This window comes from Aquitalea magnusonii, from assembly GCF_002217795.2.
Lineage (GTDB): Bacteria > Pseudomonadota > Gammaproteobacteria > Burkholderiales > Chromobacteriaceae > Aquitalea > Aquitalea magnusonii_B.
Window position 1 is genome coordinate 470658 of sequence record NZ_AP018823.1, and the last position, 13483, is coordinate 484140.

The window sequence follows — 13483 nt, forward strand, 5'->3', positions numbered from 1 at the left end:
CCAGCGCATGCCGGGCGTGGTTTGCTCCCCATCGGTCGCTGCCCGGCAGGGGTGAGGTGGCCACTTTTCATTCCGCTGGAAGGCTTGTTGATGTCGTCGTTTTCCCCGCAAGACCATGTATTCATGCAGCAGGCACTGCGCCTGGCCGAAGCCGCCACTCGTCGGGCGGCACCCAACCCCGGTGTGGGATGTGTTCTGGTCCGGGATGGCCGGGTGATTGGAACCGGGGCTACGTTGCAGGTGGGGGGGGATCACGCTGAAATCCAGGCCATCAAGGACTGTCTGGCGCGTGGCGATTCAGCGCGGGGTGCGACTGCCTATGTCACGCTGGAGCCTTGCAGCCATCATGGCCGTACGCCGCCGTGTGCCGAACGGCTGGTACAGGAAGGGCTGGCGCGGGTGGTGGCAGCCATGGTCGATCCTTACCATGAGGTGTCCGGCCGTGGGCTGGCCATGCTGCGTGCGGCGGGTATTGATGCCAGTGCCGGACTGCTGGAAGCCGAGGCCAGGCACGTACATCGCGGTTTTCTGTCGCGGGTGGAGCGGCAACGTCCGTGGGTGACACTCAAGGCCGCCGCCACGCTGGATGGCAAAACCGCCTTGCTCAATGGCAAGAGCCAGTGGATTACCGGCCCGGCCGCACGTCACGATGTGCAGAAGCTGCGCGCACGCAGTTGCGCGATTCTTACCGGCAGCGGCACCGTGCTGGTGGATAACCCGCAACTGACGGTACGCGATTTCATCCTGCCACAGCAGCCATTGCGGGTGGTGCTGGACAGCCGTCTGGTCACCCCGCCGGACCGGCGCATTTTCCACGGTGGCAATACCTTGCTGGTGACCAGCATTGCCGACCTGACCCGCCATCAACCCTATCTGCAGCGGGGTGCCGAACTGATGGTCCTGCCGGAAGAGGCCGGCCATGCCAATCTGCCCATGCTGATGCAACGATTGGCCGAACGTGGTGTCAATGAACTCATGATTGAAGCCGGTGCCGGACTCAATGGCGCGCTGGTGCGTGCCGGACTGGTGGATGAGGCCATTCTCTACCTGGCACCATCACTGGTGGGCAGTACCGCGCAAGGATTGTTTGCCTGGCCGGCGCTGGAGGATCTGGCCGACAAACAGCAGGTGAAAATTCAGGATGTGCGCATGGTGGGGGCGGATATCCGGATCAACATGACCTTTGCCATGCCATGAACCGGCAGCGGCTGTCAGGCAGGAAGCGGCAATTCGTCTGGCCGAACTACGCTTCATGTTCCACAATGAAACAGGTTTCTGCGGTGGCTAGTCAGCATGCCGCAGGAGCGCAGCGGCCATGGCCGACATCGCGAGTAATAGCCAATGACTGAGTCGGTATCATCTCTTCCCGGCATGGACATGCCTGCTTTGCAACAGGCACTGGATGCATATTTGCGTCTTATCTTGCGCCAGGGTGCGCTTGAGCAGGTGCTGGATGAGCGGCGTCAACTGCTGGATCGCCTGCTGCCCCTGCTGGAGGGCGTGTCGCGTGATGCCCAGTCTTTTCGGCGAGTGGTGGAGCGCTTTGTCAATGCGTGTGAGGTGGTGGATCGCGTCACGGCACTGACGTGTGCTCGCGAGTTCTATTATTTCTGGCTGGGCGATGTCAAAAAACTGGTGGAAATCACCTCCCGCTCCGGTTTCACCACGCGCAATGTGCGGCTGGAGATGGCCGATTCGCTGGCATCCCTGCTTGAACGCATGCAACAGCAAGGTTTCGATGCCTTCCCGCCCTCACTGGAAATCTATCTGGGCAAGCTGTTTGAGGATGGCATGCCGGAAGCCGACATCCAGGAGCGGGAATACCTGCTCAAGGGCATGTTGTTCCTGTTGTCCGGCCAACCCTACCGGCCGGACAGCTTCCGCATGGTGGTGGATGCCATGCTGCTGCACCTGAATGATGCGCAGAACCAGAAAGCCTTCGTCCAACTGGCGCGGGAGTATTTCTACTACTGGCTGTCTTTTCCCCCGGCACACGAACGTATCCATCTGGCGGAAGAAGCTGCCCAGCCCATCAGCCTGCTGCAGCCGGGCAGTACCACCCGCCAGCATTGAGTCAGCAGCGGTAATTGCCAGCCAGCGCTGCTGCAAGCCCTGCATCTCTTAATTCTTACTTGTTCTTCAGGAGTCCGCATGTCGCAATCTCCGGCATATGCCTCGCTGCTTGCCCGTTTTACCCGCCTGCACCGCTTTGCCCACCTTGCCGCAATTGCCGGCTGGGATCAGGCCACCATGATGCCGCCCAAAGGCAATGAAGCACGGGCGGCTGCGCAGGCCGAGCTGGAAGTGCTGATGCATGCCACCCTGACTGACCCCGCCCTGGCGCAAGAGCTGCAACAGGCCGAGCAGGAAGCCCACAGTGAAGCAGAACGCGCCAGTTTGCGTGAAATGCGGCGCGAGTGGCAGCAGGCCAATCTGTTGCCGGCCGAACTGGTGGAAGCCCAGGCACTGGCTGGTGCGCGTTGTGAACATGCCTGGCGTGAACAGCGTGCCAACAATGACTGGACCGGCTTTTTGCAGAACTTCCGCGAAGTGGTGAAGCTGTCGCGTCAGGAAGCGCAATTGCTGGCTTCCGCCCAGGGCTGCACGCCTTACGATGCCCTGATGAACAAATACGAGCCGGGGATGAAGAGCGCTGATATCGATCGCATCTTCGGTACAGTCAAAGTGTGGCTGCCGGGCCTGATTTCCCGCGTCATGGCCAAGCAGGCAGAGGAGAAACTGCTGCTGCCGCAAGGCAGCTTCCCGGTGGAGCAGCAGCGCCAACTGGGCCTGGCGGTGATGGGGCTGCTGGGCTTCGACTTTGATGCAGGCCGGCTGGATGTCAGCGTACATCCCTTCTGCGGAGGTGTGCCGGAAGACGTGCGCATCACCACCCGTTACCGCGAAGATGACTTCATGCAAAGCCTGATGGGCATCATCCACGAAACCGGGCATGCCCGTTACGAGCAGGGACTGCCGCGCGACTTGCTGCATCTGCCGGTAGGGCGTGCGCGTTCCATGGGCATTCATGAAAGCCAGAGCCTCTCCTTCGAGATGCAGCTTGGGCGCAATCCGGCCTTCCTGTCGCTGATTTCCCCCTTAATCTGCCAGTATCTGTGCGATCAGCCAGCCTTTGCACCGGAAAACCTGGCCTTGCTCTACAGCCGGGTCCATCCGGGTTACATCCGGGTGGATGCCGATGAGCTGTGCTATCCGGCCCATGTCATCTTGCGCTATGAAATCGAAAAGGCGCTGATTGAAGGCGAGATCGAAGCCGAGGACATCCCGGCACTGTGGGATGAGAAAATGCAAAGCTATCTGGGGGTGGATACCCGTGGCAATTATCGCCAGGGTTGCCTGCAGGACATTCACTGGACCGATGGCAGTTTTGGTTATTTCCCCAGCTATACCCTGGGGGCGATGTATGCGGCGCAGTACTTTGCCGTCATGCGCCGTAGTATGACGGATCTGGATCAGCGTATTGCCGCAGGTGATCTGTCAGTGGTGTTTGACTGGCTGGAGCAGAACATCTGGAGTCAGGCCAGCCGCTATCCGACCGATGAGCTGGTCAGCCGTGCGTGCGGGGAGGCCTTGAACCCGGACTATTTCCGCGCACACCTTGAGGCGCGCTATTTAGGCTGATGTGGTGTATTTGCCAAGAAAAAACCGCGTGTTTGACACGCGGTTTTTTGCTGGAGCCTGTGCGGCTTATGCCGTGACGGCCAGCTCCTGATGCATGGCATCCTCCCAGTCCTCAAACTCCACATCCGACATGCCCAGGTAGTTGAGTACCTCATCCTTGCGGGCTTCCCAGCCAGTATCTTCCTTGCCGGGGGTGAGGGTGCGCCATACATGGCGTGCTGCACGGGTGACAGCCACCATCATGCGGCCATCATGGTCTAGCGGTGCATCCGGGCCGGTATCCATCACCGTATTGTCATTCTGCATCAGAATGGCTTTGGCAAAATTTTCCGGCATGTTCCAGCTACGCGCCACCAGATAGCCCACCACATCATGGCGGGTACCGTGCAGTTCCTGCTCCACCAGGCCAATCCGGTCGTCACTGGCCATTTCCACCAGGCGCAGGGTACGGTTGTAGCTGGGAAAGCGCATCAGCATGATGGCCATGCCACAGTTATGGAACAGGGCAAAGCTGCGGCAGTCGTCGGTAACGTGGACAATGTGGTCACAAAGCGCCGAGCTGATCATGGCGATTTGCAGGGTGCTATCCCAGAACTGTTCCAGTGCCGGCGGCGTTTCTGCTGTCAGCCGCGTGCGCAGTACCAGACCGCTCACCAGGCTGATGACGTTCTTGATGCCCAGCAGGCTGATGGCCTGATGCACCGAAGTGATGTGCCGGCCGCGACCCAGAATGGGCGTATTGGCAGCCTTGAGCATGGCCACGCACAGTGCCGGATCCTCATTGATGATGTCATCCAGTTTCTGTAGGGTGATGTCCGGGTCCTGGCGTAAGCTCATCAGCTTGTCCAGCACATCAGGGCGGGGGGGGATAACCAGGTTTTTCAGGAGCTCGTCGCGCTCATCGGTGCTGATCAGTGGCGTCATGCTGGGCAATTCAGGTGATGGACTGGCTTCATTTTATCAGCCTTCTTCCCCGCTGTAGGGGCATCTTGCACGCTTGCTTGCTAATTTTGATACCGGTCAATCCTCGTATTTTCCAGTCTGCAAACAGTGCTGGATACAGCTTAAATCAGGAAGGGATGAATGGCGGCTGCCAGCCGGGCTGCTTGTTCCCACTGAATCATATGACCAGCATCGGCAATGACATTTTCCTGCAGTCTGGCAAAGCAGGCACGCCGCTCTGGCAGGGTATCCATCACACCTTTGGCCATCGGGTGGTCCCACATATCACCACCCATTACCCACTGCACCGGTGCGCTAATGCGCTGCCAACAGCTTTTGGCTTCTTCCAAACGGTATAACACCGGGTTAACCATTTTATGGCGCGGGTCTGCCCGGTAAACCAGTTCACCCTGTTCATTGCACCGGGTCAATGAGGCTGCCAGCCACCGGGCGCGCTGCTGTTCCAGCCGGGGGTTGCGCTCGATCAGTTTGGCCGCAACATTTTCCAGACTGCCCAAGGGGTTGAAGCTGCGGGGTTCCCTGCGCTCCCGCAGCCAGCGGGCATAGCGTCCCGGCGCTTCGGTAGGGCGCGTGGCATTCAGGCCAAAACCTTCCACCAGCGACAGCCGCGCTATCCGCTCCGGGCGCACACCGGCATAGATGCCGGCAATCATCGCCCCCATGCTGTGTCCCAGCAGGCGCACGGGCTGGTCTGGCGAGAGATGGTCCAGCAAAGCATCCAGATCAGCCAGATAGTCCGGGAAGTAATAACTGCCCGTGTTCCAGGCGCTATCGCCAAAGCCGCGCCAGTCGGGTGCCACCACATGCCAGTTGCCGGGCAGGGCATCGACCAGAAACTGGAAAGTGGCCGCGCTATCCATCCAGCCATGCAGCATGATCAGCAAGGGGGCCTCAGGCTCACCCCAGTGGCGCAGATGGTAGTGGTGCTGGTTGAGGGTAATGAATTCGCTACGGCTGGGCTGAACAGGAAGCATGGTTGGCTAGTCGACAGGGATGGGGAGGGGATTAGTGTACGGAAAAATCAGCTTGCCCTCACCATCAACTGCCTGCCAAGCACACGGCTGCCAGCATGCCGGGCAAGAGCGGAAGGGTGCATGCGGGGAAAGGCGCTGCGCCTTGACCGGGCAGGCTAGAATCGCAAAATCGATCAACGCCTCTCACCTAGACTGTCCGTCATGAGCAAACCCTATCGCCAGCACGGCCCCGGTACCTTGTATTCGCAGCGCCTGATGCGCGCACTGGATTACCTGTGGCGGCATCTGGATCAATCCGTCTCGCTGGAGCGGCTGGCCGAGGAAGCCTGCTTCTCTCCCTATCACTTTCATCGCTTGTTTCATGCGCTGATGGGCGAGACGCTGAGCCAAACTCGCCAGCGCATGCTGTTGCACCGGGCGGCTGGTGAGTTGGCGGCAGGCCGGCGTGCGCTTCCCGTGATTGCCAGCCGCGCCGGTTTCGGCAGCAGTGCTGCTTTCGTGCGCGCTTTTGGCAAGCACTACGGCGAGACGCCTGGACGCTATCGTCAGCGACGTTTGCTCATGTCCACCACTTTACAGGAGCGTGTCATGCACAGCGTCAGCATCATCGTGTTACCCGCCATGCCGGTATTGCAGCGGCATCATCGTGGGCCGTATATGGGGATAGGTCAGGCTTTTGATGCCCTGCATGCCTTGGTGGGGCCGATGCCGACAGGTGGTGAGCCCTTGCAGGTATTCGGCCAGTATCTGGATGATCCGGATGAGGTGACAGCGGCTGATTTACGTTCTATCGCCAGTGTCAGCCGGCCAGCCGGATTCAGTTTGAGTGATGATCTGCTGACTGCTCAAGGCTTTGTCCATGGCGAGATCCCGGCGGGACGTTATGCCTGCCTTGAGCATCTGGGGCCGTATGCCGAGCTGAAAACCGCGTGGGATCAGTTATACCGCCATTGGTTGCCGCACAGCGCTGAGGAGCCCGCCAACCTGCCTTGCCTCGAGCAGTATCTGAATGCGCCTTACAATACGCCGCCCACCCAACTGCGCAGCCGTTTGCTGCTGGCCTTGCAAGATTAAACCGGAGCCCATCATGTATCAGGTAGAAATCATCCATTACCAACAGCCGCTGCCGGTGCTGATGAAGCCGCAGCAGGGGCCTTATTCCGGCATTGCTGCTGCTTTTGCCGCCTTGCGCGCGCTGTTGCAGCAGCATGCGGCTGCTCCACAAACCGTGCGCGCATTCGGGCAGTACCTGGATGACCCCGCCACGGTTGCGCCGCAGGCATTGCGGGCAGCGGCCTGCCTGACGCCGCCGCCAGCTTTGTCACTCACCGCTGCCGAAGTGGAAGAACTGGGCTTTGTCTATGGCGAGCTGGCGGCCGGGCGCTATGCCAGCATTGTGCATGCGGGGCCGTATCAGGGTCTGGCAGCGGCATGGAACTGGTTGCTGCAAGAGTGGCTGCCGGGTAGTGGCGAGCAATTTGGCCAACGCCCCTTGCTGGATGAAGCCTTGATCGGTCCGCATGATGTGGCACCGGAGGCATGGCGTACCCGCTTGCTGCTGCCCTTGGCCTGAGTAACAGCCACAAAAAAGCCCGCATCGTAAAATACGGGCTTTTGTTCGTCAGCCGGTCGGGGACCGGCTGTGACCGAGGATTAACGCGAAACGTGGTAGTTCGGCGCTTCCTTGGTGATTTGTACGTCGTGTACATGCGATTCCTGCATACCGGCGGAGGTGATTTCCACGAAGCCGGCTTTTTCATGCATTTCATCGATGTTGGCGCAGCCCAGGTAACCCATGGAGGAGCGCAGGCCGCCCATCAGCTGATGGATGACGGCAGCGATCGGGCCCTTGTACGGTACGCGACCTTCAATACCTTCCGGTACGAACTTGTCGGCAGCGTTGGAGCTGTCCTGGAAGTAACGGTCAGCCGAACCCTGACTCATCGCACCCAGCGAGCCCATACCGCGGTAGGACTTGTAGGAACGACCCTGGTACAGCTCGACTTCACCCGGTGCTTCTTCGGTGCCGGCGAACATGCCGCCCAGCATCACGCAGTTGCCACCGGCAGCCAGTGCCTTGGAGATGTCGCCGGAGAAGCGGATGCCGCCGTCGGCGATCATCGGCACGCCAGTGCCTTTCAGTTCTTCGGAAACATTGTGGATGGCGGTCAGTTGCGGTACGCCCACACCGGCCACGATACGGGTGGTGCAGATGGAGCCCGGGCCAATGCCCACTTTCACGCCATCGGCACCGGCTTCCACCAGTGCGCGAGCCGCAGCAGCGGTAGCAATATTGCCGCCAATCACATCGACTTGCGGGTAGGTTTGCTTCACCCAGCGCACGCGCTCGATTACGCCCTGGCTGTGGCCATGCGCGGTATCCACCACAATCACGTCCACTCCGGCGGCAACCAGTGCGGCCACGCGCTGTTCGGTATCACCACCGGTACCCACGGCAGCGCCTACACGCAGACGGCCTTGGCTATCCTTGTTGGCATTCGGGTGTTCGCTGGTCTTGACGATGTCCTTGACGGTAATCAGACCCTTCAGCTCCCACGCATCGTTGATCACCAGCACGCGCTCCAGGCGGTGGGTGTGCATCAGTTCGCGGGCTTCGTCGATGCTGGCACCTTCCTTGACGGTAATCAGGCGCTCACGCGGCGTCATGATGGAGCCGACGGACTGTTCCAGACGGGTTTCGAAACGCAGGTCACGGTTGGTCACAATGCCAACCACCTTGCCGTTTTCGATCACCGGCAGGCCGGAAATCTTGTGTTGGCGGGTCAGCAGGACCAGATCGCGCACCAGCATGTCCGGGGCAATGGTGATCGGGTCTTTGACCACGCCGCTTTCGTGGCGTTTTACCTTGGACACTTCCGCAGCTTGCTTGTCGGCCGACATATTCTTGTGAATGATGCCAATGCCGCCTTCCTGTGCCATGGCAATGGCCAGCGAGGATTCGGTAACCGTATCCATGGCGGCAGAAACCAGCGGCAGGTTCAGCGTGATATTGCGGGTGAGTTTGGTAGAGAGGACTACGTCGCGCGGCAGAACTTCAGAATGGGCCGGGACGAGGAGAACGTCGTCGAAAGTATAGGCTTTCTCGATGATACGCATCTGGCGTTTCCTTTGCGGCAAAGCGGCATTATACCGAGACTATTGATGTGTTGCAAAAAATGCTGATGCTTGCTTTTGCGATCAGCCTGCCTACACCGTACAATCAGCATGTTTCAGCTTAGGACACCAAACGAATGAAATCCCTTGCGATTCTGAGTGTGCTTGTTGCATGTGCGCTGTCCGCCCCGGTGATGGCTGAGGTGTACCAGTATGTCGATGCCAACGGCAAAACCGTGTTTTCCGACCAGCCGCCGCCGGGAGCCAAGGCAAAACCGTTGAATGTGCGTGCCTATGCCCCAGCATCGGCACCGGCCAAGGCCGTCAAGGGCAGCCCCTTGAGCGACATCGACAAGAAAAACGCCGAGATTTCCGCAGAAAACGCCAAGGTAAAAGAGCAGAACAAGAAAGTGGCGCAGGAAAACTGCAAGCGCGCGCGCGACAATCTGACGTCGCTACAGCAAAATGGCCGGATTCGCATGCCGGGCAGCACGGCTCTTGCCACCGACAGCCAGCGCACTGCCTTGTTGCAACAAGCCCAGCAGGATGTACAAAGCTGGTGTAACCAGTGACCACATGAACCAGAACAGTTTCGATTACCAATCGGTACTGGCCAGCCTTCCCAATTTGCCCGGCGTTTATCGCATGTTCGATACGTCGGGCAATGTGCTTTATGTGGGCAAGGCCATAGACCTGAAAAAGCGAGTCAGCTCTTATTTCCAGAAGACCGACCATTCGCCCCGTATCCAGCTCATGGTGCGGCAGATCGCCAGTATCGAAACCACCGTCACCCGCTCGGAAGCCGAAGCGCTGATCCTGGAAAACAACCTGATCAAGGCGCTGGCACCCAAGTACAACATCCTGTTCCGGGATGACAAGTCCTACCCGTATCTGATGCTCACCGGGCATGCCTTCCCGCAACTGGCGTATTACCGGGGAGAACCCAAGAAGCCACATCAGTTTTTTGGCCCGTATCCCAACAGCTACGCCGTACGCGAAAGCATTCAGATCCTGCAAAAGGTCTTTCGCCTGCGTACCTGTGAAGATGCTGTGTTTACCAACCGCTCGCGCCCCTGTCTGCTGTATCAGATCAAACGCTGCTCCGCACCCTGTGTCGAGCATATCTCGGCAGAGGAATACCGCAGTGATGTGCAAAGCGCCGTGGCCTTTTTGCAAGGTCGCCAAAACGAACTCATCGACAGCTTGACTCAGCGCATGGAGCAAGCAGCGCTGGCACTGGAGTTCGAGCAGGCAGCTGAACTGCGCGACCAGGTCCAGGCTTTGAGCCGGGTACAGGAAAAGCAGTTTGTTTCCAGTAATGCCAGCCAGCAGGATTGTGATGTGGTGGCTGCGGTTGCCGACGGTGGGCTGGTGTGTCTCAATCTGGTGATGATACGTGGCGGTCGCCATCTGGGAGACAAGAGCTTCTTTCCCCAGGGCACTGTCGACGACGATGCAGGTGCAGCGCTGGATGCCTTTCTCGCCCAGCACTATCTGGGGGCGGTGATGCCACCGGTCATCATTGTCAACCGAGACATCCCCGCCGCCTTGCGCGATTTGCTGGAACAGCAATCCGAGCGCCATGTGCATCTGGTCAGCAATCCCATCAGCGAGCGCCGTATCTGGCTGGAAATGGCCGAGAAAAATGCCATGCTGGCCATTCAGCAACGCCTGAGCAGCAAGGCCACCCAGCAGCATCGTCTAGCACAATTGAACGAGGCGCTGGGGCTGGAGGGGGTTGAACGGCTGGAGTGCTTCGATATCAGTCATACCATGGGTGAAGCCACGGTGGCTTCCTGCGTGGTGTACGACAAGGAAGCCATGCAGCCCGGACAATACCGCCGTTTTAATATTGAAACGGCCAAAGCCGGCGATGACTATGCCGCCATGCGCGAGGTACTGACCAGGCGCTACAGCAAATTGGCGCAAGGAGAGGGGCTGCTGCCGGACGCCGTCTTGATCGATGGTGGCAAGGGGCAGGTAGGGATTGCCATGGAAGTATTTGCAGAACTTGGACTCACCTTACCCATCATCGGTGTGGCCAAGGGGGAGGAGCGCAAGCCCGGTCTGGAAACGCTCATCCTCCCTTACCAGCAAAAGACGCTACAATTGCGCAGTGATCACCCGGCATTGCATCTGATCCAGACCATCCGAGACGAAGCGCACCGCTTTGCCATTACCGGACACCGCGCACGACGCGCCAAGGCGCGTACAGCATCCACCCTGGAAGATATTCCGGGTGTTGGTGCCAAACGACGTCAGCAATTATTACTGCGCTTTGGTGGCTTGCGTGGCGTTGTGGCTGCCGCAGTGGATGAACTGGCACAGGTGGATGGCATCAGTCGCACGCTGGCCGAGAAGATCTACCAGGCCTTGCATTAAACGAAAACCATAAGCAGATTAACCACATGCCCTTCAATTTGCCGATCTTCCTTACCTGGTTGCGCGTTGCGCTGATACCGCTGTGTGTGGCGGTATTCTTTTTGCCAGACTCCATGCTGCTGGCAGCTGACCGCAATAACGTCGGTGCCATGATTTTCTTTCTGGCGGCCTGGACCGACTGGCTGGATGGCTTTCTGGCACGCAAGCTGGGCCAGACATCTGCCTTCGGCGCATTCCTTGATCCGGTTGCCGACAAACTCATTGTGGCAGCTGCACTTATCCTGCTGGTGGAAATGGGGAGAACCCCAGGCTGGATGGCCATGATCATCATCGGTCGTGAAATCACCATCTCCGCACTACGCGAATGGATGGCCGGCATGGGAAGCCGTGGCAGCGTTGCCGTGGCCTATATTGGCAAGCTGAAAACGGCAGCACAAATGCTGGCCATCCTGTTGTTGCTTTATGCCGGTCCGCTTTTCCCTGGTGTGGATAGCCTGCTTGCAGGAAATATTTTCATGGTTATCGCCGTGATTTTGACTTTATGGTCAATGGTTTACTATCTGCGCATGGCTGCCCGCGAGTTTTCCGGCAAAAAAATTGATGTTTGAAGTGTTGACAGGGGGCGAGAAACCCTTATAATTCGCACTCTCTCGACGCCACTTCGGTGGCAGACAAGAGAAGCAAACCAAGTTGTATGCGGGAATAGCTCAGTTGGTAGAGCGCAACCTTGCCAAGGTTGAGGTCGCGAGTTCGAGCCTCGTTTCCCGCTCCACTACTTGATTTGCAGCAGTATATGCGACGCGGGAATAGCTCAGTTGGTAGAGCGCAACCTTGCCAAGGTTGAGGTCGCGAGTTCGAGCCTCGTTTCCCGCTCCATCCACTGTATTGGCAGCAGTAAACATGTTTGGTAGTGCCATGCGATGCGGGAATAGCTCAGTTGGTAGAGCGCAACCTTGCCAAGGTTGAGGTCGCGAGTTCGAGCCTCGTTTCCCGCTCCACCCACACTATCAAATAAGTAGTACCCACGACGCGGGAATAGCTCAGTTGGTAGAGCGCAACCTTGCCAAGGTTGAGGTCGCGAGTTCGAGCCTCGTTTCCCGCTCCACATTTTATCAAGCAGACAATGTGCTGTTTGGATTCAAGCTACGGCGCGGTAGCAAAGCGGTTATGCACCGGATTGCAAATCCGTGTAGGTCGGTTCGACTCCGGCCCGCGCCTCCAAAAAAAGCCCTTGCAGATAATGCAAGGGCTTTTTCAATTTCGATTCCTATCTGAACTCCTAACGCTACTGATACGACATGGTGAAGGTGGCAACCGCTGTCAGCTTTCCCGGTTTTATGACTCCGGTTCCGGTACGGATATAGCTTGCGATAAATGGAATGGGTGTGATGCCTGTAAAATTATTTCTGACCAGAAACTGACCAGGATTACCCGCTATGCTGGAGTCCGGCCCCAGGGTAATCGCTTGTCTATTCAGATCACGAATTTGCACACCTACCCCTTCGGTGCTGGAGCTGAGCGCAGTAGAGTAGTTTGTTTGCCCCAGTTTATTATCAGTCAGCGTCATGTATACATTAATAGGTGTAGTGCCGGGGCAGTTTACCAATAAAGTAAATGGCGTATCGCCGGTAGTTGCGCCAATACTGCTTAATCGTTTGGCATCAATGGCGGGTAAATTAACGACTAGATTCTGTGTGCTGACCGAGCAGGTGGGCTCCGCGCTGTTAGAGAAGGTGTAGCGTACAGTACCCCCTACAAAAGTCTTGCCATTACCCTTGTTAATATCTGGAGTGTAGCCATAAGATATATGAGTCCAGTTCAATGACAAGGTCAGAGTATTAGTTGCGGGAGGTAATGGCCCATAACGCACCAATCTAATTTTCATAATTCCCTTGACGCTTGAACTTGATAATAACTCTTTATGAACAATCTGCATCCTGTTACCGCTAATAGGGATAAAACCACTATCATTAATGTTCACCGCGGCAATGTAACCAACTGGAATGCCCTTGGATGCAGTGCTATCGATGTTGAGAATGGGGTAGTTAATACCGTCGCTAGGGTCGAAGTAGTAGCCGCGAACAGGGATAGAATCAACGAATCCATGGAAGAAATAAGTAAACCAAAGTGTGCAGCTATGAAATAATGTCGTACTTGCTGTGCTCCATTGACTGATTGGTGTAATCAGCGGTGCATCGCGCGCAGGTCGCTCAATGCTTGTAAAACCCATCAGGACCGGCGGATTATTTGCTCCACAATCAGCATATGCGATGCTAGGCAGGATAGCCATACTGATGAGAAAGCCGATTTTAGCCAAACAACTATATAGTTTGGTTGCGTGATGGTGTATTAGGTTTTGCATGTTATCCTTCCTGGGCAGATCTCTCTATCATTTCTTACCACCACTG

At 57.5% G+C, this 13483-nt stretch carries 12 protein-coding genes and 5 tRNA genes; 13 read left to right on the forward strand and 4 right to left on the reverse strand.

Translation table 11 applies throughout. The annotated features are described in order from the left end of the window. Positions 1-90 precede the first annotated feature (90 nt). The 3 genes from ribD (at position 91) to DLM_RS02295 (ending at position 3642) form a co-directional block, all read left to right on the forward strand. Positions 91-1197, forward strand: coding sequence for a bifunctional diaminohydroxyphosphoribosylaminopyrimidine deaminase/5-amino-6-(5-phosphoribosylamino)uracil reductase RibD (gene ribD / locus DLM_RS02285; protein ID WP_089084978.1), 1107 nt, complete (start codon positions 91-93; stop codon positions 1195-1197). A gap of 180 nt (positions 1198-1377) precedes the next feature. Continuing rightward, complete coding sequence (locus DLM_RS02290; protein ID WP_197715488.1) at positions 1378-2073, forward strand: hypothetical protein; 696 nt, start codon at positions 1378-1380, stop codon at positions 2071-2073. 78 nt (positions 2074-2151) lie between these two features. Continuing rightward, complete coding sequence (locus DLM_RS02295; RefSeq protein WP_089084977.1) at positions 2152-3642, forward strand: carboxypeptidase M32; 1491 nt, start codon at positions 2152-2154, stop codon at positions 3640-3642. Between the two features lie 66 nt (positions 3643-3708). Here the strand turns inward: DLM_RS02295 and DLM_RS02300 are convergent, their stop codons facing one another. Further along, a complete protein-coding gene (locus tag DLM_RS02300; RefSeq protein WP_089084976.1) occupies positions 3709-4566 on the reverse strand; it encodes an HDOD domain-containing protein in 858 nt (285 codons plus the stop codon). A 140-nt stretch (positions 4567-4706) separates the two neighbouring features. Continuing rightward, on the reverse strand, positions 4707-5579 hold the full coding sequence (locus tag DLM_RS02305) for an alpha/beta fold hydrolase (RefSeq protein ID WP_089084975.1): 873 nt from the start codon (positions 5577-5579) through the stop codon (positions 4707-4709). 201 nt (positions 5580-5780) lie between these two features. On the opposite strand from DLM_RS02305, the gene DLM_RS02310 reads away from it, so the two are divergent. Together DLM_RS02310 and DLM_RS02315 are read left to right on the forward strand one after the other, a co-directional pair. Next, positions 5781-6653: an AraC family transcriptional regulator gene (locus DLM_RS02310; RefSeq protein ID WP_089084974.1), complete on the forward strand. Its 873-nt coding sequence runs from the start codon at positions 5781-5783 to the stop codon at positions 6651-6653. A gap of 13 nt (positions 6654-6666) precedes the next feature. Continuing rightward, positions 6667-7152, forward strand: coding sequence for an AraC family transcriptional regulator (locus DLM_RS02315; protein WP_167467023.1), 486 nt, complete (start codon positions 6667-6669; stop codon positions 7150-7152). Positions 7153-7232: 80 nt separating this feature from the next. On the opposite strand, the gene guaB is transcribed toward DLM_RS02315, so the two are convergent. Next, positions 7233-8696 carry an IMP dehydrogenase gene (gene guaB / locus DLM_RS02320; RefSeq protein ID WP_089084972.1) on the reverse strand — a complete coding sequence of 488 codons (1464 nt, stop codon included), beginning with the start codon at positions 8694-8696 and terminating at the stop codon, positions 7233-7235. A gap of 134 nt (positions 8697-8830) precedes the next feature. Here guaB and DLM_RS02325 point away from each other — a divergent pair, with 134 nt between their 5' ends. From DLM_RS02325 to DLM_RS02360, 8 genes are all read left to right on the forward strand, one after another. Continuing rightward, positions 8831-9265, forward strand: coding sequence for a DUF4124 domain-containing protein (locus tag DLM_RS02325; protein WP_089084971.1), 435 nt, complete (start codon positions 8831-8833; stop codon positions 9263-9265). 4 nt (positions 9266-9269) lie between these two features. Next, positions 9270-11075: an excinuclease ABC subunit UvrC gene (uvrC, locus tag DLM_RS02330; RefSeq protein WP_089084970.1), complete on the forward strand. Its 1806-nt coding sequence runs from the start codon at positions 9270-9272 to the stop codon at positions 11073-11075. A gap of 26 nt (positions 11076-11101) precedes the next feature. Further along, positions 11102-11683: a CDP-diacylglycerol--glycerol-3-phosphate 3-phosphatidyltransferase gene (pgsA, locus tag DLM_RS02335; RefSeq protein ID WP_089084969.1), complete on the forward strand. Its 582-nt coding sequence runs from the start codon at positions 11102-11104 to the stop codon at positions 11681-11683. Positions 11684-11771: 88 nt separating this feature from the next. Further along, positions 11772-11847: transfer RNA gene (locus tag DLM_RS02340), tRNA-Gly, on the forward strand. A 28-nt stretch (positions 11848-11875) separates the two neighbouring features. Further along, positions 11876-11951: transfer RNA gene (locus DLM_RS02345), tRNA-Gly, on the forward strand. A gap of 46 nt (positions 11952-11997) precedes the next feature. Beyond that, a tRNA-Gly gene (locus tag DLM_RS02350) sits at positions 11998-12073 on the forward strand. 31 nt (positions 12074-12104) lie between these two features. Beyond that, positions 12105-12180: transfer RNA gene (locus tag DLM_RS02355), tRNA-Gly, on the forward strand. 42 nt (positions 12181-12222) lie between these two features. After that, positions 12223-12296, forward strand: a tRNA-Cys gene (locus DLM_RS02360). Between the two features lie 64 nt (positions 12297-12360). Here the strand turns inward: DLM_RS02360 and DLM_RS02365 are convergent. Then, positions 12361-13437: a fimbrial protein gene (locus tag DLM_RS02365; protein ID WP_089084968.1), complete on the reverse strand. Its 1077-nt coding sequence runs from the start codon at positions 13435-13437 to the stop codon at positions 12361-12363. Between the last annotated feature and the right edge of the window lie 46 nt (positions 13438-13483).